This window comes from Sinorhizobium garamanticum (assembly GCF_029892065.1).
Lineage (GTDB): Bacteria > Pseudomonadota > Alphaproteobacteria > Rhizobiales > Rhizobiaceae > Sinorhizobium > Sinorhizobium garamanticum.
On the sequence record NZ_CP120374.1, the window covers coordinates 1,172,166 to 1,193,425 of the forward strand.

A 21,260-nucleotide genomic window follows, 5' to 3' on the forward strand; every position below is an offset into this window, starting at 1 on the left:
GTCGCCCCTGGTTCTGCCTCAAAATCGTTTTGCCCCATCGCATCACCATCCCGACACCGAGGAAATACGATTAGCCCTTGACCTTCCAACGATGGGAAGCCCCATGTTCTTCCCATCAGGAAACCAAGGAGACAAGCATGCAACGCTACAAGATCGACGAGATGAGCTGCGGCCACTGTGTCGGCACGATCGAAAAGGCAATCCGGGCCATCGATCCGGTGGCCAAGGTCGAAGCGAATCTCGGGACGAAGGAAGTGCGTGTCGAAACGACCGCGGACAGCGGTGTCATCGTAGAGGCGTTGAAGACGGCCGGTTACGACAGTCTGCCACTGTAGCGTTCGGTGGATCGGCCGGTCGCCTACTGCATGATTCCCTAATCGGAACCGATTTAGGGACAAATCATGCAGAGATTCAAAGTGCTACAGCGACCTTTGCGCGTCTAACTAGACGCGCGGCGCTGTAGCGCCCAGCCATCGCCAGGTGCTAACCGGACCTCCGATCCTCGGAAGCCTCATCTTAGTTCGCAATCGCATTGCAGGGAGCGCGATCATGGGATCCGCGACGATGATCCAAACGAGAAATGCCGAACCGATTGCCGGGGCGGGGCGAACGGCCAGCATCGCCGTGGAGGGCATGACCTGTGCCTCCTGCGTCGCGAGAGTGGAAAAAGCCATACGCGCGGTGCCGGGCGTCATGTCGGCCTCCGTCAACCTGGCGACGGAGCGGGCCGATATACGCTTCGACGCAGCGGTGAGCCCCGCCGATATCGTCAAGGCGATCGAGAATACGGGCTATGGCGCATCCGATGAGCTGGTCGAGCTCGCCATTGACGGCATGACTTGCGCCTCCTGCGTCGCCCGCATCGAGAAGGCGCTCAAGACCGTGCCCGGAACTGTGGAAGCGAGCGTCAATCTTGCCACCGAGAATGCCACCATTCGCGTCGTCAAAGGGCTTGCCTCCGCGGACATGCTGGTCGAAGCCGTGCGCGGCGCCGGCTACGACGCCAGGCGCATCGCCGACAAGCAGGACGTTGATCAGGAAACGGAGAAACGCGAACGGGAAAGCCGTCGCCTGAAGCTGTCGCTCGCGATCGCCGCCCTTCTGACACTGCCTATTTTCTTGCTCGAGATGGGATCGCATTTCATTCCGGCGATCCACGATTTCGTCATGACCCGCATCGGCATGCAGGAAAGCTGGTACCTGCAGTTTGTGCTCGCATCGCTCACTCTCCTCGGACCGGGTCTCCGCTTTTTCCAGAAGGGCGTTCCGGCGCTCGCCAGAGCGGCCCCGGACATGAACTCGCTGGTCGCGATCGGCGCGTTCGCCGCCTGGGGTTACTCCGTGGTTGCAACCTTTGCGCCGGACCTGCTGCCGGCCGACACCGCCAATGTCTATTACGAGGCAGCGGCCGTGATCGTCACGCTGATCCTGCTTGGCCGCTTCCTCGAAGCACGCGCCAAAGGTCGCACGTCGGAAGCAATCCGGCACCTGATGGGGCTGCAACCGAAGACGGCTCGCGTCATCCGCAATGGCGAAACGGTGGAGGTTGAGATTGCCGATGTGCGTGCGGGCGACGTGGTTGTCGTGCGGCCCGGCGAAAAGATCGCCGTCGATGGCGTGGTCGTCGAGGGCAACTCCTATGTCGACGAATCGATGATCACCGGCGAGCCCGTCCCCGTTCAAAAGGCGGGCGGAGCGGAAGTCGTCGGCGGTACGATCAACAAAACCGGGGCCTTCAGCTTCCGCGCCACCAAGGTCGGAGCGGATACGGTGCTGGCGCAGATCATCCGCATGGTCGAGCAGGCCCAGGGGGCGAAGCTGCCTATCCAGTCGCTCGTCGATCGCGTCACCGCCTGGTTCGTACCCGCGGTCATGGCCATCGCCTTTGCAACGTTCCTCGTCTGGCTCGTCTTCGGCCCGGATCCTGCATTGACCTTCGCGCTCGTCAATGGCGTTGCCGTCCTGATCATCGCCTGTCCTTGCGCGATGGGGCTCGCAACGCCCACCTCCATCATGGTCGGAACCGGTCGTGCTGCCGAAATAGGCGTGCTCTTCCGCAAGGGGGAAGCCCTGCAGACGCTGCGCAACGCCGAAATCATCGCGATCGACAAGACCGGTACTTTGACCCGGGGCCGGCCCGAACTGACCGATCTCGAAACCGCTGCGGGCTTTGACAGCAATTCCGTCCTGGCCCTCATTGCCAGCGTCGAAGCACGCTCTGAACATCCGATCGCGGAAGCCATAGTTTCCGCGGCAAGGAACGCGGGTTTGACGATCGGTGAAGCGGAGCAATTCGAGGCGATCCCCGGTTTCGGGACCCGCGCCAACGTTTCCGGACGCACCGTGCATGTCGGGGCTGACCGGCTGATGGCGCGCGAGGGTATCGATATCACCGTCTTCGCCGATCACGCCCGCCGCCTCGGTGACGAAGGCAGGAGCCCGCTTTACGCGGCGATCGACGGCAAGCTGGCGGCGATTATTGCCGTCGCCGATCCGATCAAGGAGACGACGCCGCAGGCGATCCGCATGCTGCATCAGCTTGGCCTGAAGATCGCGATGGTCACCGGCGACAACCGCCGCACGGCGGAGGCGATCGCCCGCAAGCTCGGGATCGACGAGGTCGTCGCCGAGGTCTTGCCGGACGGAAAGGTCGCCGCTCTGATGCGGCTGAAATCGGAAGGGCGCAAAGTCGCCTTCGTCGGCGACGGCATCAACGATGCGCCGGCGCTCGCGGCAGCCGATGTCGGGCTGGCGATCGGCACGGGAACGGATGTGGCGATCGAGAGCGCCGACGTCGTGCTGATGTCCGGCGATCTCTTGGGCGTGCCGAATGCCATCGCGCTTTCGAAGGCGACGATCCGCAACATCAAGGAGAACCTGTTCTGGGCCTTCTCCTATAATGTGGTGCTGATACCGGTCGCCGCCGGCGTGCTCTATCCGGTCTATGGCGTGTTGCTTTCGCCCATCTTTGCGGCCGGTGCTATGGCGCTTTCCAGCGTCTTCGTCGTCGGTAATGCGCTGCGTCTCAAGCGGTTCAGGAGCATGTCGCGTGAGGCTGCCGCCGTACAATAGCGCGGCGCCATTGGCGCCTCGCAAGCGAAATTCCTATATCAGCGGCACAGGGTACCGCCAGAAAAGAGGGTGATCTCATGAATATCGGCGATGTCGCGCGCGCCTCCGGCGTCTCGACGAAAATGATCCGCTACTACGAGACGATCGGCCTTATCCCCCCGGCCAGTCGCAGCGAATCCGGTTACCGCAACTATGGCGACAAGGACGTCCATACGCTGCGCTTCATCCGCCGTGCCCGCGATCTCGGCTTCACGGTCGAGCAAATGGTGGACCTTCTGGCGCTTTGGCGCGACCGCTCGCGCGCCAGCAGCGAGGTCAAGAAGATCGCGCTCGACCAAGTGGAAATCCTGGAGCGCAAAGCCGAGGAACTGAAGGCCATGAGTCGGACGCTCCAGCATCTTGCCGCCCATTGCCACGGCGACGAGCGGCCAGATTGCCCGATCCTCGACGATCTTGCCGAAGCGAAAGTGAATTCCGACAAGGTCCGGGAACCCGCCCGCTTCGGCCGAAACGGCATCGACCCCGTGCGGGTCAAGTCAGGATGATGGGCCGCTGCCCACTGCATGTTTATACTGTGGCGTCTGATTAGGCACGCGTCGCTGTAATGGAGAGGTAAGGATCACTTCGCGACGAAAAGCAGATCGAAGCCCGTGAACTCGCGCCGGGATACCGATTTGCGGATCGCCGCCCAGATGGCGGACGGATTCTCGAGCCTGAACCCGCGGAAGCTCCGGATAAGGCGAACAGTGGCGGCGATCGTTCTAAGCGCGCGGACAAAACGCGGACCGGAGAGCGAGGCGGCGAGAATCTGCGGATGCACCGCGATCAGCACGCCCGCTGTTCTCTTGCGGTCGATCGCCCGAAACTGGTCGAGCGCCTTGTATTCGTAGCCTTCGATGTCGATCTTGAAGCAGAGCCGCTCCGTCCTCGCCATTTCCTGAAGCTCCGGAATGGTGACCGTTTGTGCCGTGACGGCCAAGCCGGTGTCGTCGGCAATCAACGCAGAGGTTTCGGAACTGCCGAAGCCGCCGCCGACCGAGTGCAATACCAGGCATTCATCCTGAGAGAGCGCCGCGTTGACGAGCTTCACTTCGCCCGCATTCTCGCGCTGCATCTCCGAGAGGATCTCGAAGCACACCGGATCGGGCTCGACGGTAATGACATTGTCGGCGATCTGCGCCGCCCAGTAGGGTGTCACGCCGATCCAGCCGCCGATATCGATGAAGGTGGTCGTACCGTCGACGAGCCGCTCGATGTTTCGGAATGTGCCGGGCTCCCATTGCCCGCCTTGCAGCCGCGCAAAGAAGCGCGCCTTCTCCGGCTTGTCAGGGAAATAAACGGTCTTCTGAAAATAGGTTATCGCGCGCATCGCGCCTCTTTAATGCATTTCGGGGCAACGTGTGAAGCGGCTCCCGCTGGGACGCGGGTGGAAAAGGAGTCAGGGCGACACTGCTTCGGGCGCGAGATTTAACGGCCGAATGACGCTTACGCCTCTGCCCGCTGAGCGCGGCTGCGCGCTTCGGTGAGTTCGGAGGTTGTCTGGCTGAGGCGGTCGGCAAGCACGCGCATGATCTCGACAGCCATCTCCGGGAAGTCCGCCAGCAATTTCAGGAAATCGTCCTTGCGAATGCGCAGCGCCTCGAGGGCCGTGCTGGTCTGGACGGTCGCCGTGCGCGGCGTGTTGCAGAGAATGGCGATCTCGCCAACGATCGAATTCTGCTCCACCTCGGCGACCTTCAATTGCCCGGTTGACGTCGCAACCAAAACATCGGCTTTGCCGGAGAGGATCACATAGGCCGCATCGCCGATATCGCCCTGATGAAACAGACTTTCTCCCGCGCTGTACATTACCCTGTCGGAGGTGAATGCCAGAAGTTTGAGCTTGGCTGGCGGCAAGCCGGAAAACAGCGTGATCCGGCGCAGCATTTCCACTTCGTCTTTTAGGAGCATAACAGTTCGTTTCTCCGAGTGTGTCGCGAGCATAAGCACCTCCCTTCCCTTGCAATCGGGAAAATATGCTTGCGCCCTCACGTTTATATTACATCAAGATGCCAGTTCCTTATAGTCGCTGTCTTTCGCCGGTGTTTCCACAGCTTCATCCCTTACGAGATGGCCGTTTTCGAAGTGCGCCTGGCGGTCGAACAATTCGGAAAGAGCCGGATTGGCGAGAACCCAGACGATCGCCGGTTTGCGGTCGTCCTGCCTCAGGAAGGCAAAGACGTTGCGGGTGATCTGCTCCTGTGCTCGCTGGTCGAGGGCGAGCAACGGTTGATTGAAGATGTAGAAATCCGACATGCGGATCAATGCGCGCGCAAGGTTGAGCTTCTGCCGCTGGCCGGTCGTCAACCGCTTGCCGCCGGCGCCGACGTCGAAGTCAAGTCCGAAGGCAAGCACGTTGTTGTAAAGTCCGAGCGTTTCGAAGAGGTCGCGCACGATCGCGCGGATTCTTTCGGAGCCGTCGGTGTGCCTGTGGCCGATACGACCGAAAAGCACATTATCGATGATGCTGGCCGATGCCATATAACGGTTCGGCTGATAGTGCTCGATGATACCGACGAGATCCTCGGGCAGACCTTCGCTGAACTCCCGACGCGCCTTGACGATCTGAGACATCAGTTCTTCGGACAGCAGGCCGAAGCGGTGGCGTGGCTCGATGTAACCGAAGCACAAGCGGATGATCTTGATGGCATCATCCTCGGAAACCTCGTCGATCGCTCGTCCCCTCACCTTCTGGAGAAGCGCTTCATAGGCCGGGATTTCTTCCGCCGTCATGAAGGTGAGTTGCTGGAAGAACGGGTGGTCAGGAGGCAGGTCGCGGAACAGTTCGACGACGTTGCCGGCGATTTCCAGCCCCATCTCGTAGAAGGTCTCGTGCAGGCCGGCCCTCCTCAGGACCGTCTTGAAGAACGGGTGGGCTTCGAGCGCCTTTTCCCACCGCGCCTGATCGGTCACCGTCCCGAAGAGCAGGTTTTCGCCGATCGTCGCTTCGACATTGTAGGAACCAGGCTCGAAGAACACGACCAAGTCACTGAGCTTCTCGGCCTCGAGACGCCTGCGAAGGGCCCCGCGCATCGCCACGATCTCATCGGCAAAAGCTTCGTGCCGCTCGGGATTGATGGTCGAGCGGACGGCAAGCGCCATGATGTCGTTTGTGAGAAGCACCGTGTCGAGCACCGCTCTCACCTTCGCGAAGAGATCATCCGGGCCGGTTGCACCCGCGGCTCCATAATCGATCCAGTCGCTGTTAAGGTCGAGCGAGGGATTGCCGGCAAGTTTTGCTTCCAGCAGTTCCCACCGACGGTGGGCAGCCTTGTCGCCCTCGTAGACCACCTCTGTCAGCGGCGCGTGCTTGAGACCGTAAAGCAGATTGTCGCCCAAGCTGCCCTGGAAGGTGTAGACCTCCGACGAGGCGTAGGAGATGCGCCGCCCGACGACCGATTCCGGTAGGTCATGGATATCGTCGTCGCCGACGACGATCCTGCCGCTTTCGGGCCACGTCAGACGCCCGAACGCCTCGGCGAGTGCGTCTCCGCCGCCGGTGGAGCCGCCTGTGATCGCGATGGTCTCGCCCGGCCGCACCTGCAGCGACACGTGTTCCACCACCTTCGAACCGCCGTCATCGGACACGGAAAGGTTGACGGCTGCAAGAGCCCCGGTGATCGGCGCCACGGAGGTTACCGAGATCGCCTGGACACTGGGATCGATCAGCGGCTCGACGCTGAACTGCTCGACGACCTGGGCGTATTTGACCTGTACGTCCTGGCGCGCCTGATCCCAATCGATGAGTTCTTTCAACGGACCGGGCAGGTCCTTGTAGGCACCGATCACCGCAACGAGCTGGCCGATATCGAGCCGGCCCTGCAGGGCGAAGTAGCCGCCGATCGAGTAGAACAGGAATGGGGTGACTTGCGCCAAGAAGTTGTTCAGGAACTTGACCAGGAACTTCCACTGATAGAGGTCGTAGCGGATCTTGAATATCCGGCCGAGGCGGGCAGCAATGTCGGCCCTTTCATAGTTGGACGTGTCGTGCCCGCGAATGGTGCCGATGCCGTCGACGATCTCGCTGACCCGGCCCGACAATTCGCGCGCCGTCAACTGGCGCTCGCGCCCGAGCACGATCAACCGCCGCCGCATGCGTGGAATGATTACCGCCTGAATCGCAACGATAAAGGCGGCGATGAGACCCAGCCACAGGCTCTGGAGCAGAATGAAGATCAGCGCCGTCAAAGCCTGGCCGCCGAGGAGCGCCGGTTGCACGAAGGCATCGCCGGTGAACCCGCCAAGCGGCTCTACCTCGTCCTTGATCATTGTCGAGATTTCGGCGGGCTTCACGCGCTTGAAGTGGCTCGGCGGGAAGCGCAGCACGCGGTCCACGAGTTCGAAGCGGATGCGCCGCAGGAGGCGCTCGCCGAGCCGGCCCTTATAGGTATTGATGTAGAACTTGAAGAGCCCGTTGATGATGACGAGCAGCAGGAAAACAAGGCTGAGGGCAAGCAGCATTCCCTCTCGCTCAAGTTGAAAGCCCGAAAACAGATTGACCTCGCCGAAACCGGGCAAGCTGAAGGAAACCGGCAGGAAGGCCTGGGTCGCCTCGGGGCCTTCGAACCCCTCACCCTGAATCGGTCCGTTGACGATCTGCTTGGGCAGATCGAAGGACAGGAAATAGGGTATCATCGACAGCGCGACGACCAGCAGGATCCAAAGCTGCTGCTTGCGCGTGTGAGTCCAGATGTAGCGGGAAAGACGTGTTTCCATGTGCTGGCAATGTGACCTAACTTAAATACAGGATCGCCGGGCCGATCGAACCGGCCGACTCCTGTCGCAAATGGTTCCAGTCCATCAAATCGTCAATGGACTCGCGCTTCATCCACGGAATCGTGACTGCCGGCATGAGAGCAGAGCCTTGCCCCATGTCAAGCGGACGCGAACCACGAGTAACATCCGTCGAACAGATCGCCCCTTCTGCAAGGCCCGGACGGTTCCTTGCAGATGCGGCGAGCATCTGCGGCTCGAGGTATACTCGCGCGTGGCTTGCACTCGCCTACCCGTCAGCTTACAACAGCCTCATGATGCATGCCACCCATACTCCTCCCGAAGATTGGCACGAGAACGCCTATGATCTCGTGCGCGGGATCGCCGCCTATTCCGGCAGCGCCGTGGTGGCTGGCATAGGCAGGGTGATCGCCAAGCACCGGGATGCGGACATCGCCAACGCGTTCAACTACAAGCAGGTCGGCTGCAAGATCTGGGCGCGCGACAAGCTCTTCGAAAACACCGGCTCGGTCTTCAACCGTGTAGCAGTGCTTGGCGGCTGGTACGGCATTCTGCCCGCGATGCTTTTCGAAGACACGCGCTTCAACATCGGCGCCATCGACAGTTACGACATCGATCCTGCGGTGGAGGAGGTCGCGCGCACGCTCAATTCAGCGCATGGTGACCGTTTCCGTGCGATCACGGCGGATATGTATGCTCTCGACTATCGAACGATCGGGGCCGACCTGATTGTCAACACGAGTTGCGAACACATTGCCGATCTCAAGCTCTGGCTCGAGCTCCTTCCTCCGGGCACTCGTGTGCTGCTGCAGTCAAACGACTACTTCAGCGAGCCGACGCATATAAGCTGCGTATCCTCGCTTGAGGAATTCCAAACGCGCGCCGGTCTAGCGAAGCTCGATTTCGCAGGCACGTTGCCAATGAAGAAATACAATCGCTTCATGCTGATCGGGACGGTCTGACCTTCCGCTGTTGCAGCTCCTCCCTGAGGATCGTTGCGGTGCTGGCAGCGCCGGTGAGATCGAGCGGCGGAATCTTTGGCTTTGGTCGCGCAAGCATCGCCTCTATGTCCCGTGCGAGCCGGTCGGAAGTGATGCCTTCTTCCGGCAGGACGCCCGCAAGGCCGAGCCTTTCGAGCCGTTCTGCGCGCGTGCTCTGCTCGGTTTCGCCGCCCGCAGTGAAGGGAATGAGCAACGAGCCGCAGCCGGCGCGAAGAATGTCGCACACGGTGTTGTATCCTGCCTGCGAGACAGAGAGCCGCGCGCCCGCGAGCAGGCCTGCAAAATCCTGGCGAAAGCGGAAGAGGCTGACCCCGTTGGGAGCTGCGGCGGCGAGATCATCGAAATCGCTCTGCGGCAGGTTAGGCCCGGTTACGATGCACCAGCGAAGCGCCTTCGGCAGCATCATTGCTGCACCAAGTGCCGCGCTGATCAGCTCCTTCCCGACAGCACCACCGCCGGCCGAAACCACGATGTCGAATATCTCATTCGCTTCGGCTGGCGGCGGCGGTGCGACGAGACCCGTGTAGGCAACCTTTTCCGCGATCTCGCCGGCGAGCGGAAAGGTTTCCTCGAGACGCGCAAAGGCCGGGTCGCCGTGAACGAGCACGAGATCGAAATGCGCCTTGACCAGATCCACGGTCTCCTCGGCACGGCCGGGTTTGACCCGTTCCTGCAGTATGTCACGCAGCGAAGTCGCCACCAGCGGCCGCGGCTCCATGGCCGCGATGGCATCGAGCAGCGGCAGCAATTCAAAGCGCATCTGTCTGCGACCGAACGGAAAGGCCTCGATGATGACGACATCAGGCTTCGAGGCGTGCAGCGCTTCGATCAACAGGTTCTTGCGGTGCTGCTGAAAAGCATCCGTGACCGGATTGCCGTCGGCATCGCTCAGGCCGGAAAAGCCCTTGTCGCCAGCCGTTACCGGCGGCAGCGCGATCGTCGCCAGACCCTCGCCCGGGAACCCGGGAACCGGTGCGCCGCCCGTGACCATCGTGACGTCGAACCCGTCGGCGGACAACGCTTTAGCGATACGGCTCGCTCGCGCCAAATGCCCGATGCCGAGCAGATGCTGCACGTAGAAGAAGACGCGACGCTTGCTCAAGAGGCTTTGCTCCACTCGCTTTGAAAGAGCCCGATCAGTTGGGTGACGCTGGAATGATGGTCGAACTCGGCGCGAACGCGCTGTTCGGCAGCAGTGCCGAGTTGTCGCCTGAGATCCGGGTCGCGAACCAGCCGTTCAAGCGCCAGGGCAAGCGCCCGCGGGTCCTCGGGCGGCACGAGGAGACCGTTCTGATAGTCCGTCAGCAACTCCGGAACGCCCGAGACGGATGTCGAGACGCAAGGCAGCCGTTGGCTCGACGCTTCCACCAAGACGTTCGGCAGGCCGTCACGATCGCCATTGGCCGCAACCCGGCACGCCAGCGCGAAGATGTCGCTGTCGCGGTAATGCTGAAGCACGTCGGTCTGGTCGAGCGCCCCCTTCCAGCGCACCCGCTCGGCAACACCGAGCTCGGCGGCAAGCTTCTTGAGGTCGCCAGCCAGTTCGCCTGAGCCGATGTGATCGAAGCGCCAGTTGAGATCGGCTGGCAGCAGCGACAGGGCCTTCAGCAGGATGTCATAGCCCTTCTTGGCGACGGCGCGTCCGACGCTGACGATTCGTACCGGATCGGCCGGGTCGGAGCCGTCGCGGCGGGAATGGTCACCGCCAAAGGCCGGGAAACGGTCGAGATCGAGGCCGTGGTAGCTCAGATGCACCCGGGATTTCTCGGGCGTCAGGCTTTGCAGATGCTCAAAACCGCTCCGCGTGCAGGTAACGGTCCAGCGGGCGCGGTCGAGCTTTCCGGAAAGCTCCCAGTTGGACGACGTCCAGATGTCCTTGGCATGAGCGGAGCAGGTCCAGGGGATGCCTGCGATGATACTGGCATAGCCGGTCACTGAAGCGGGTGTGTGAATGAAATGTGCGTGAAGCCAAGTCGCCGCGCCCGGCCATTCGGCAACCAGCACCAGCGCCTGACCAAACCGCCGGAAGCGGTTGCGCGACGGGTCGCGCACGAGATCCCAAAGGAATGGGCCAAGCGCGCGCCAGAAACCGGCTTTCGGCATCAATCGGAGCGCGGCGCGAAGCACGCGCCACGGTTCCTCATGCAGATATTCCGGCAAATAGTGGACGTCGGCCCGGATTTCGTCGTGCACGGGATGACGCTTGTCATCGGTCGGACGACGGAGCGCAACGAGAACGAGTTCGTGCCCGGCCTTTTCGAGGCCGAGCAGTTCCTGCGCAATGAAGGTTTCCGACAGCCGCGGGTAGCCTTTCAGGATGACGGCAATCTTGCGATTTGGCGACACTGGCTCAGCTCGTCTGCTTTACGATGCTCAAGTGCTCTTTCGATCTGTGATCGAGCCAGTTGCCGACAAGCTCGGAGATGTGGACAAGGCCTTCCAGCCTCAGGCCATTGGCAGCGCGCGATGGCGGCGCGCGCCCCGGCAAAGCCTTCAGCGCAGCCGCAAACCGCAACGGATCCTCGGCCTCATGGGGAAGCAGCATCTCGACGAGGCCAAGGTCGGACGCGCGTCGAGCCCGAATCAACTGTTCCTCGCGCGGCTCGAGCCGCGGCACGATCAAGGCCGGCTTGTCGAAGGAGAGAATCTCGCAATAGGTGTTGTAGCCGCCCATCGAGACAACCCCTCTCGCGCCGGCGATAAGTTCCTCCATGCGATTGTCGAACTCGATTATCTTGATGAAAGGAATGCGACCGCCCTTCTTGATCAGCTTGTTGCGCTGCTTGGCCGGCATGTACGGCCCGAGCACCACGAGGGCGTTGTGCGTCAGTTCGGGATCCTGTTGATAGGCGTGGATCACGTCATGGATGAGTTCGGCGCCGTCGCCGCCGCCACCGGTGGTGACGAGGATATAATCGCCCTCGGGCCTATGGTCGGGCAATCCGTCATGCGGAACGCTCCGCTGCAGGAAACCGACGAAGTTCATGCGGTCGCGGACGGCTGTGGGCACCTCGAGGCCCACCAGCGGATCGTAAAAATCCGGCGGACCATAGACCCAGATCGTATCGTAGAACTGCTCGATCTTGCGCATGGTGTCGCGCCGCTTCCATTCGACTTCGAGCAGGTGCGGTGCGTCCATGATCTCCCGAAGACCAAGCACCAACTTCGTCCCGTGGGTCTTAAGATAGGTGAGCGTATCCTCGACCTCGCCACGCAGGCCCATGGGCTCCTTGTCGACGATGAAGATGTCCGGCTTGAACGTCTCGGCGGCCGAGCGGATGATCGACTGCCGCATCTTCAGCGTCTCGTGCAATTCGATATGCCGGTCGAGCGAGGTGTACTCACCGTTTCTGAGCTTGATGACGCTCGGTATCTTCACGAAATCGACGCGCGCACGATAATCGAAAGCCCCGGCGATCGTTGCACCGGAGATGATCAAGACCTGCAGCCCGCTATAGTCTTCCACGAGCGCATGCGCGATCGTCCGACAACGCCGCAGGTGACCCAGGCCGAAAGTGTCGTGGCTGTACATGAGGATCCGGGCATCCTCGAAACGCCGTACCATGCGAAGAACCTTTCGCTCATTACCATGAGGGCTGCAACAGGATGCAGCGCTCGCGGGCAGTCAAAGGAAGTGCCGGCCTTATTTGTAGGGATCGGCGGCGTCGCGCAACCCATCTCCCAGGAAGTTGAACGCCAAAATCACAAGAATGACTGGTATAGTCGGAAACAGCAGCCAGGGATAGAAAGCGATGACGCTGACGCTCTTTGCCTCCGTCAGCAGGATGCCCCAGCTCGTTATCGGCGGGCGCAGTCCCAACCCGAGGAAGCTCAGCGCAGTCTCGCCGAGGATCATGCCGGGAATGGAGATCGTCGCTGTTGCAATAAGATGGGACATGAACCCCGGCACGAGATGGCGCCCGATGATGCGGCTGCTTTTCGCGCCCATCAGTTGGGCCGCAAGCACATAGTCCTCCTCGCGCAGCGCAAGCAGCTTCGAGCGAACGGCCCGTGCAAGCCCAGTCCAGTCGAGAAGCCCCAGAATCACGGTGATCCCGAGATAGATGAGGATCGGGCTCCATGTGGCCGGCATGATGGCCGCAAGCGACAGCCACAGCGGAATGCTCGGAATCGACTGCAGCACCTCGATCAATCTCTGGACCAGGAGATCGAAAACCCCGCCGTGATAGCCGGCAAGCCCCCCGATGACGATGCCGAGCACGAAGCTCACGGTAATGCCGAGAAGGCCGATCGTTAGTGAAATCCGCGCACCGTAGATGATGCGCGATAGCACATCGCGTCCGAGCCTGTCGGTCCCCAGGAGGAAGAGCTGACCGCCCTCCGCAGGACAGACGACATGCAGGTTGCTCTCGAAAAGTCCCCAGAATCGATAGCTGTCACCGCGGCAGAAGAAGCGGATCCGCTGGATGTCCGATGGGTTGTCGGCATAGTTCCGCTTCAGCGTTGCCATGTCCAGCGTCATTGTCCGGCCATAGACGAAGGGGCCGACAAATGCGCCGTCATGAAAAAGACGGACTGTCTGCGGCGGCGCGTAGATGAAATCGACGTTGCGCGTATGCAGATTGTACGGCGCCAGAAACTCGCAAAAGAGGATCATGACGTAGAGGGCTGCCAGGAAAACGCCGGAGGCGAGCGCCAGCTTGTGGCGCTTGAACTTCCACCACATCAGGCGCAGCTGCGACGCCTGGTTCACGCGCACCTGCTCCTCCGTCATCACCTCGACGGAATAGGGATCGAACGGGGCGGTCGATACATAATGCGACAGGGGTTCGCCGGGCGCCGGAATCGGTGACGTCACTTCGTACTCCTGCCTTGCAGACGGATTCTGGGATCGAGAACGGCGAGCGCGAGATCGGATATCAGCACGCCGATGACCGTGAGAAATGCGAGAAACATAAGGAACGAGCCGGCGAGGTACATGTCCTGGCTCTGCAGCGCCTTGATCAACATCGGTCCCGTCGTTTCAAGCGAAAGGACGATCGCCGTGATTTCCGCGCCGGAGATGATCGCCGGCAGGATCGAGCCGATATCCGAGATGAAGAAGTTGAGCGCCATGCGCAACGGATATTTGAGCAGGGTCCGTGTGGGCGGGAGCCCCTTTGCCCGGGCGGTGACGACATATTGCTTTTGAAGCTCGTCGAGCAGGTTGGCCCTGAGCCGCCGGATCATGCCAGCCGTTCCCGCCGCGCCTATGATGATCACCGGTATCCACATGTGCTCGAGCATGGACCTGGCCTTCGCCCAGCTCATCGGCTGGGAGAGATATTGCTGGTCCATGAGATGGCCGATCGAGGTGCCGAACCAGATATTGGCGAAATACATGAGAATCAGCGCCAGCATGAAGTTGGGCACCGCAATGCCGATGAGACCGATCAGCGACAGGCCGTAATCGCCCCAGCTGTATTGGTGGGTCGCGGCATAGATGCCGATCGGAAAGGCGATTATCCAAGTCAGCATAATGGTGAAGAAGGAGACAAGGATCGTTAGCCAGAGCCGGTCTCCGACGACCTCGCTCACCGGCAGCTCATATTCGAACGAATAGCCGAAGTCGCCCTGCAGCATGCCGGCGACCCAGTAGATGTAGCGCAGCAGCGGCGGTTGATCGAAACCGTAATCTTTGCGCAGGGCTTCGATCTGCTCCATGTTGACGCCTTCGCCCTGCGCCCTGAGCTCGGCGACGTAGCTCTCGAAATAGTCTCCCGGCGGCAGTTCGATGATGGCGAACACCAGGGCCGAGATAATCAGGAGGGTCGGGACCATCGCCGCAATACGCCAGAGAATGTATCGCAGCATCTCAGGTATCCTGTTCAAGCCAGAAGGTGTCGGGGTTGTAAACGCCGAAATAGCTCGTCGGTTCGAAGCCGTAGAGCGCCTCTTCCGGTACATTGCGGAGCTTGGAGGAGACGACGATCGGCTGCAGCGATGCATTGACGAGGCCGATCGAGAAGACCTGATCGGTGTAGATCGACAGCATCGATTTCCAGATTTCCGTCCGCTCCGCGTCGGTGCTCGAATGCCGCCAGCGCTTGAGCAAGTCAAGAAGCTCGACCACAGGCGGCAGCTGCGGTGCCTCTCCCATTTCCCCGTGCGACAGGTAATTCAATCCCCAGACAGGCCACTGCAACTGATCGTCGGCCGTCGGTGCCAGTTGACCCGGGTTCATCTTCGCGGTCGGAACGCCGTTGTCGATGCCGAACCACATGGACATGATGATCTCGCCGCCGACCGCCCGGCTGCGGAAGGTGTCGCGCTGGGAAGTGCGGATGAAGAGCGAAATGCCGACATTCCGCCAGTAGTCGGTTATCAGCTGCAGAACGTCGGTCTCAAGCGTGCTTTCGCCCGCCGTCTCGACGACGATCTGCGCCGCCCGTCCATCCGGCAGGATACGGATCCCATCGCTGCCGCGCTTCGCCAGACCCGCCGCGTCGAGCAGGCTGTTGGCCTGGTCCGGATCGTGGGCCACCCAGGCGCTTGCGAATTCGGGACGGAACAGCGGACTTTCCGGCAGCACCGTATCGGCGCTCTCCTTGGTCAAACCATAGAAGACCGCCATGTTGATTTCGCGCCGGTCGATCGCCAGCGACAGCGCTCGCCGGACACGGACATCCTGCAGAAGGGGACGCCAGACCGGATCGGAAGCATTGAGATTGGGAAGCAGCGCCAGACGCGATCCCTGCGTCTTCTTCCACAGCTTGACCTTTATCGGATAGCGTTTCTCCGCATCCTTCAGGAAAGTGTAGTCGACGAAATCGATGCCCGCCGCCTGGAGATCGCTTTCGCCCGTGCCGGTTTTCGCCGGGATGAGCGAGGAGGAGCTGACGTTGAGCACGAACTTGTCGATGTAGGGCAGTTGCAGGCCGTTTTCGTCGACCCGGTGGAAATAGGGATTGCGCTCGAAAATGAACTGCTCGGCGGGAAGCGGTGTGGTGTTCCGCCAGGGATCGAGCGTCGGCAAATCAGGGTTTTCCGGGCGATAGGAGCGTGCCATGCGCATGTGCAGCTGGCTCCACTTCTTGACCCGCTCTTCCTTCATCGTTGCCTTGAGCTTGTCCTCGTCCTGATACTTCTTGTGGAACTGCTTGAGATAGGCCGACGGCATGACGATGACCAACGGCTGCGGAGCGGCGAGCTTCTGCAGAAAATCCGGGTTCGGCCTCGTCCAGGAGTAACGCACCGTGCGCTCGTCGACGATCTCGAACTTACCCGCTTCGCCATCCATGACCAGCGCCGTCGGAAGACCCGCCGGAGAGAGGTCCTCGTTGAGCAGCACATCTTCCCAGCAGTAGCGGAAGTCTTCCGTCGTAAGCGGCGTGCCATCCGACCACCTGTGGCCCTCGCGCAGGCGCAGGGTGAAGATGCGGTCCTCGACCGTTTCGTAGCTTTCGAGAACGTCGGCCTGAAGGTTCAGTTGCTCGTCGAAGCCGACCAGCCGGCAATAGCCGTAGACCGTCATCAGGCGGATATCCTTGGCACTGCCGATGATGCTTCGGATCGTGCCGCCATGCTTACCGGGCGTGCGCCCTCTGGCCGCGACATTGATCACGCGCGGCGTTTTCGGCAGTCGCTCATTGAGCGGAGGAAGTTTGCCTTCCGCAACCAGCGGCGCGAGCGCCTCGGCCTCCGTTCCCGCCGCAAGCAGGCGCGGCGGCAGAACGGTGGAAGCCAGCATCGCCAGCGCGGTTCTCCGGGTGATCATGGGCGTAGCTCCCTTGCATCCACCGACTTTCGGGCAAGGACGAAATGATCGCCGCCGAGATTCGCGGGAAAGAGGGCGTCTTCCTCACCATCGTCCGAGAACTGTGCTCCCCACCGCCGCTTGTCCGAGCCTCCGCTTGCCTGGAGGGCGTCGAAATCGAGCTTCCGGTCGAGATCGGGGTAAGGCACGGCCGCCAGCAAGGACTTCGTATAGGGATGTACGGGATTGCGCATCAGCACTTCACGCGGCGCGAGCTCGACGATCCGGCCGGCACACATCACCGCAATCCGATCCGCCATGTAGTCTACGACCGCCAGATTGTGCGAAATGAAGAGCGACGTCAGGCCCAATTCCTTCTGCAAATCCTTGAGAAGGTTGAGAATCTGAGCCTGCACCGAGACATCAAGCGCTGAAACGGGCTCGTCGCAGATCAAGAGTTCCGGAACGAGCGCAAGCGCGCGGGCGATACCGATGCGCTGCCTCTGACCGCCGGAGAAGCTGTGCGGATAGCGGTTGATGAAACGCTGATCGAGGCCAACGGCCTGAAGCAGAGAGCGAACGGTTTCGATCCGCGACTTCGGCGTTCCACGCCCGTGGATCTCAAGCGGCTCACTGAGAATGTTCTTGACCGTCATGCGCGGCGACAGCGACGAGACCGGGTCCTGGAAGACCATCTGGATTTTCGCGCGCAGCTCTTTCAACGCCGCGCCCTCGAGTTTCAGGACGTCGACCGCCCTGCCGCCGTCATCGTAGGTTATCGATCCCGAGTCCGGCGTCACCGCACGCATCAGGATCTTGCTCACCGTCGTCTTGCCGCAGCCGCTTTCGCCAACCAGGCCGAGGCATTCGCCGCGGCGAATGTCGAAGCTGACATTGTCGACGGCACGATGCTCGGACGAATGTTTCCCGCCGAACCAACCCGAGCTTCGGGAGGTAAAGGTTTTCGACAGGTTACGGACGGAGATGAAAACATCGGAGTTGGAAGTCTGGCGCGCCGGTCGATTTCCGAGAAGGTTTTCGGCCTTGACCGGCACCTCGCGCAGTGCCTTCAGGCGCTCGCCGGGCTTCATGTCGAAGTGCGGCACGGCGGCCATCAGGCCCTTCAGATAGGGATGCTGGGGATTGCGGAAGATCGCGTCGACCGGCCCCGCTTCGACGATCTCGCCGTGATAGATGACGACGACTTCGTCGGCCATATTGGCGACGACGCCGAGGTCGTGCGTGATCAACAGCATGGCCATGTTGAGCTTGGCTTGAAGCTCGCGCAGGAGCTGGAGAATTTGCGCCTGCACCGTCACATCGAGCGCGGTTGTCGGCTCATCGGCAATCAGGAGCGCCGGGCTGCAGATCAACGCCATGGCGATCATCGCACGCTGGCGCATCCCGCCGGAAAGCTCGAACGGGTACATGTCGTAAGCGCGCGGCGGGTTGGAAAACCCGACATAGCCCAGAAGCTGCTCGGTCCTCGCTCTGCGTTCCTCCTTGTCCGCGTCGGTGTGTATCGTCATTACCTCGGAAATCTGGTTCCCGATGGTGTGGAGCGGCGACAGCGAGGTCATCGGCTCCTGGAAGATCTTGCTGATGCGCGCCCCGCGAATGGCCTGGATATCGCGCCCGTTAGGCTCGAGCGAGAGCAGATCCTCAGGCTTGCCCGCGACGGCCGGGTCATTGAACAAGACTCGCCCGCTGACCCTCGCAACGCTTGGCAAAATGCCCATGATCGCCTGGCTGATCGCCGACTTGCCGGATCCGGACTCGCCGACCAGCGCGGTTACCTTCCCCGGCAGAATCCTGAAATTCGCCCCCCTGACGGCTTCGACTTCGCCGCCGAGCACCGAGAATGTGATCCGCAGACCCTCAACCCGTAGCAGGTCCGCCCCTGATGTCATTGCAGCACGCTTCCCTCACTACCCCAGAGCGCCGTACGTTGTCCCAAAACGCACATGGACGCTCTCCTTTTTGGTTCTACGCATCTTTCCACCGAAGGCGTTTTCACCTCGTTGGCGATGCTATAGCGTCCGACACCAAAAAAAGAGTAGCCTAGCTTAAACGGGCTGTCCAGCACGCCCCCCGAGGCGTCAGAAGGGCTGCAGTTCAGCGGCCAAGCGGCTTATGAGAACGGGCAAATACCGTTCGTCAGAACGTCGGCACACCGCGCCGACCGGCGGAAATCGTCGTAATAAAGCGTCCAGTTGGTCGTGTCTGCCGCCCGGTATGGCCCAAACTTGAAATACTGATTCTGGCCGAGCCCCTTATCCGCATGGCCGATATGCCCCTTCACTGTAATGACCGCCTGACCATTGGCAAACAGCTCGATATGTCCGGAACCGTCCGGCCCGGGCTTGGTGAAGACAGCGAAGTCGATCCAGCCGGACTTCGGATCCGGCAGCGGATTGCCATGATTGGTGACTGTGATCCCGGTTGTGCATGAATTGAAAAGGCGGCCGTCTTCGGGCTTCCAGTTCGGATCGGCCGCGACCAGCATGCGCATCTGGTTGAGTTCGGGGCGCACCCAGACGGGAACCTCTCCCGGCGCGCAGCTCGCCGGCGTATTCTCCGGCCCGGTGGACACTGGTGGCAGATAATTGGTCTCGACGGTAACGAAGAGCTTACCCAAGCTCATGCGGAACGCCAGAAAGGGACTGAAGTCTCCGTTGGCGCCGTGATCGATTTCACGTTTCCATTGCGCAATGAGGTAACGATGGTCTCCACTCGGAACGGGATCGGCGAACTTGACCGAAAAGCCGTACCAGACTCCCTTGTCGTAAGGCACGCGCAATGCGGTCTTCTCCCAGATTTCCGCCCGCTCGCTGCACCCGTCGTCCGACTGTCGGCATTTCGGCACGATGGACAGTTTCAACCCGCCATTTCCGGTGCGCTTGACGTCACTCTGAAACACATAGGAACCGGCGCTCTGTTCGACGTTGTCGCGATAGTAGAGCCCGCCCTCAGGGGCAAAGCCCGTACCCTCGAACCCGTCGACCAGCTTCTGCGCCAAGGTCGGTTGCTGTTCCGTCGATTGTGCAGGCGCAACGCTTGTCGCAACGAGTGCTGCGGCCAGAAAAACGACACGGAACATCGAACCTCCTTAAAGCGAGCGTCTTGCCGATCTATTGCAACATCTTGTCGATGAGGCCGCGTGGCCCCGGCGACAGCTTCGTATTGCGATAGAGCAACATGACATGCTCTGCCTCGGAAAGTCCATCCTGAGTTGCATCGTCGGGACGCTCCTCCGCGATCGCTGCAAGCGCTGTGTCCTTGGGATAGAGGATGGTGAATTTCTGCCGCACGCCGCGCAGTTTTTCCTGTCCGAGCGCCGCCCAGTCGCCGCCGCAATAATTGACGAAGGCTTCGCTGGCGACGACGTTATGGGCGTATTTTTTCGTCAGGTTCTGCAGGCGCTGCACCTCGTTGACCGCCGAGCCGAAGACGGAAAAGGTCAGCCGGTCGCGAAGCCCGACATTGCCGAACATGACGTTGCCCACATGGAGGCCAATTCCATAGCCGATCGGATCGCGGCCCTGTCTCTTTCTTTCGGCGTTCAGGGCCGCCACGCGCGCGGTCGCCGCGCTCACCGCGGCGAACGCCTCACGGCTCGCCATTTCCGACGGCTCCTTGTGGCGGCCGCAAGGATAGACGGCGATGAATCCGTCTCCAACGAAGCTCAGGATCTGGCCGCCGTTTCGATTGAACGGCGTCGCGATCGCATCGAAGAAACCGTTCAGCGTCTCGATATAGGCCTGGCGACCTTCCTTCTCCGCGAGCATGGTCGATTCCCGCATGTCGGCCATCACCAGGACGGCGCGCACGGTCTCGCCGTCGCCGCGCCGCACCTGGCCGCTCATCACGCGCCGTCCGGCGTTGGCGCCGAGATACGTCGTCAGCATGTTGTCGGCGAGCTTGCCGAGGACGGCGACCTTGGCAGCAACCGCCAGATGATTCTGCAGCTTGAGCAGCGCCGCGATCACATCGTCGCTGAAGCCGCCGTGCCGGTCCGTCGTCCAGGACCCCACCATGCCATGGTCGGAATCGGTCCCGAGCGGTTGCATGAACGCCAGATAATCGGTGGCCCCAGCCTCTTTCAGCTCATCGAAAATCGGAAACTCCGACACCTCCGCCGGATCGATGCGCCGCCTCACGTGATCGAGATTGTTGTTGAGCAGATAATAATAGGGGCTGCGCAGAAACCGCTCGGGATTGAGCGCCAGCTCCTCATGGCGCAAACCGCTCACCTCGACGCCCTTGCCGCGCCACCAGGTAAAACCGAGCGCGTCATAGAGCGGATGCAGCATCGAGAAGGACAGATGGACGCGCATGAGCGGCAGGCCCGCCGCCGCCAGCCGTTCGCAGAAACCCCGCACGAGGGTTTCGAGCGTCTCGTCGCTCAACGATGCTCGCATGAGCCAGTCTGCGACCTTGTCCAGAAGAATTTCGGAAACGCTGTTGTTGATCGGGCTCATGGCATTCCTCATCATTGGCATGACGGTCAACACCGACGGCTATCGCGCGGGCCTTGCAATCAAGGCCGCGTCCACCTGTGATGCCCGTTGTAACGAACGGCGTCTGCCGTGCTTGGCGGCAGGAGTTGCGGCGATTGAATCGCAACATCTTCTTGCTTGCAGATATTTACCGGCGAGCCCGATTTCCAGAGACGTTCGAAATTTTTGATCATGCGTGATCGTACACGGGATTGATCG

At 61.2% G+C, this 21,260-nt stretch carries 18 protein-coding genes; 5 read left to right on the plus strand and 13 right to left on the minus strand.

Features of this window, described 5'->3' with window-relative positions:
• The first annotated feature begins 137 nt into the window (after nt 1-137).
• From PZN02_RS25325 to cueR, 3 genes are all read left to right on the plus strand, one after another.
• Nucleotides 138-335: a heavy-metal-associated domain-containing protein gene (locus PZN02_RS25325; protein WP_280661723.1), complete on the plus strand. Its 198-nt coding sequence runs from the start codon at nt 138-140 to the stop codon at nt 333-335.
• Between the two features lie 229 nt (nt 336-564).
• Entirely contained in the window at nt 565-3,072 is a 2,508-nt protein-coding gene (locus PZN02_RS25330) for a heavy metal translocating P-type ATPase (protein ID WP_280661724.1), read from the plus strand.
• Nucleotides 3,073-3,149: 77 nt separating this feature from the next.
• Nucleotides 3,150-3,617: a Cu(I)-responsive transcriptional regulator gene (gene cueR, locus PZN02_RS25335; RefSeq protein WP_280661725.1), complete on the plus strand. Its 468-nt coding sequence runs from the start codon at nt 3,150-3,152 to the stop codon at nt 3,615-3,617.
• Between the two features lie 74 nt (nt 3,618-3,691).
• On the opposite strand, the gene PZN02_RS25340 is transcribed toward cueR, so the two are convergent.
• From PZN02_RS25340 to PZN02_RS25355, 4 genes are all read right to left on the minus strand, one after another.
• Entirely contained in the window at nt 3,692-4,441 is a 750-nt protein-coding gene (locus PZN02_RS25340) for an FkbM family methyltransferase (protein WP_280661726.1), read from the minus strand.
• Between the two features lie 116 nt (nt 4,442-4,557).
• A complete protein-coding gene (locus tag PZN02_RS25345; RefSeq protein WP_280661727.1) occupies nt 4,558-5,022 on the minus strand; it encodes a cyclic nucleotide-binding domain-containing protein in 465 nt (154 codons plus the stop codon).
• Nucleotides 5,023-5,115: 93 nt separating this feature from the next.
• Entirely contained in the window at nt 5,116-7,827 is a 2,712-nt protein-coding gene (locus PZN02_RS25350; protein ID WP_280661728.1) for an ABC transporter ATP-binding protein, read from the minus strand.
• Nucleotides 7,828-7,843: 16 nt separating this feature from the next.
• Complete coding sequence (locus PZN02_RS25355; RefSeq protein ID WP_280661729.1) at nt 7,844-8,074, minus strand: hypothetical protein; 231 nt, start codon at nt 8,072-8,074, stop codon at nt 7,844-7,846.
• Between the two features lie 64 nt (nt 8,075-8,138).
• On the opposite strand from PZN02_RS25355, the gene PZN02_RS25360 reads away from it, so the two are divergent.
• Complete coding sequence (locus PZN02_RS25360; protein WP_280661730.1) at nt 8,139-8,807, plus strand: class I SAM-dependent methyltransferase; 669 nt, start codon at nt 8,139-8,141, stop codon at nt 8,805-8,807.
• Here PZN02_RS25360 and PZN02_RS25365 read toward each other — a convergent pair.
• The 9 genes from PZN02_RS25365 to PZN02_RS25405 all read right to left on the minus strand — a co-directional run bounded on the left by PZN02_RS25365 (nt 8,785) and on the right by PZN02_RS25405 (nt 21,023).
• On the minus strand, nt 8,785-9,948 hold the full coding sequence (locus PZN02_RS25365; protein ID WP_280661731.1) for a glycosyltransferase family protein: 1,164 nt from the start codon (nt 9,946-9,948) through the stop codon (nt 8,785-8,787). The two genes, PZN02_RS25360 and PZN02_RS25365, sit on opposite strands and share 23 nt — an antisense overlap.
• Complete coding sequence (locus PZN02_RS25370) at nt 9,945-11,192, minus strand: glycosyltransferase family 4 protein (RefSeq protein ID WP_280661732.1); 1,248 nt, start codon at nt 11,190-11,192, stop codon at nt 9,945-9,947. The genes PZN02_RS25365 and PZN02_RS25370 overlap by 4 nt, the downstream gene beginning before the upstream one ends.
• 4 nt (nt 11,193-11,196) lie before the next feature.
• Nucleotides 11,197-12,411, minus strand: a complete 1,215-nt coding sequence (locus PZN02_RS25375; RefSeq protein ID WP_280661733.1) for a glycosyltransferase family protein — start codon at nt 12,409-12,411, stop codon at nt 11,197-11,199.
• Between the two features lie 78 nt (nt 12,412-12,489).
• Complete coding sequence (locus PZN02_RS25380) at nt 12,490-13,665, minus strand: ABC transporter permease (protein WP_280661734.1); 1,176 nt, start codon at nt 13,663-13,665, stop codon at nt 12,490-12,492.
• Nucleotides 13,662-14,660: an ABC transporter permease gene (locus tag PZN02_RS25385; RefSeq protein ID WP_280661735.1), complete on the minus strand. Its 999-nt coding sequence runs from the start codon at nt 14,658-14,660 to the stop codon at nt 13,662-13,664. Before PZN02_RS25385 ends, PZN02_RS25380 begins: the two co-directional genes overlap by 4 nt.
• A 1-nt stretch (nt 14,661) precedes the next feature.
• Nucleotides 14,662-16,563 (minus strand): ABC transporter substrate-binding protein, encoded by a 1,902-nt coding sequence (locus tag PZN02_RS25390; protein ID WP_280661736.1) that lies wholly within the window; start codon nt 16,561-16,563, stop codon nt 14,662-14,664.
• Nucleotides 16,560-18,452: an ABC transporter ATP-binding protein gene (locus PZN02_RS25395; RefSeq protein WP_280661737.1), complete on the minus strand. Its 1,893-nt coding sequence runs from the start codon at nt 18,450-18,452 to the stop codon at nt 16,560-16,562. The genes PZN02_RS25390 and PZN02_RS25395 overlap by 4 nt, the downstream gene beginning before the upstream one ends.
• A gap of 221 nt (nt 18,453-18,673) precedes the next feature.
• Nucleotides 18,674-19,642 (minus strand): polysaccharide lyase family 20 protein, encoded by a 969-nt coding sequence (locus PZN02_RS25400; RefSeq protein WP_280661738.1) that lies wholly within the window; start codon nt 19,640-19,642, stop codon nt 18,674-18,676.
• 31 nt (nt 19,643-19,673) lie between these two features.
• On the minus strand, nt 19,674-21,023 hold the full coding sequence (locus PZN02_RS25405; RefSeq protein ID WP_280661739.1) for an adenylate/guanylate cyclase domain-containing protein: 1,350 nt from the start codon (nt 21,021-21,023) through the stop codon (nt 19,674-19,676).
• Here PZN02_RS25405 and PZN02_RS25410 point away from each other — a divergent pair.
• Entirely contained in the window at nt 21,022-21,231 is a 210-nt protein-coding gene (locus tag PZN02_RS25410) for a hypothetical protein (RefSeq protein ID WP_280661740.1), read from the plus strand. The genes PZN02_RS25405 and PZN02_RS25410 overlap by 2 nt on opposite strands.
• The last annotated feature ends 29 nt before the right edge of the window (nt 21,232-21,260 follow it).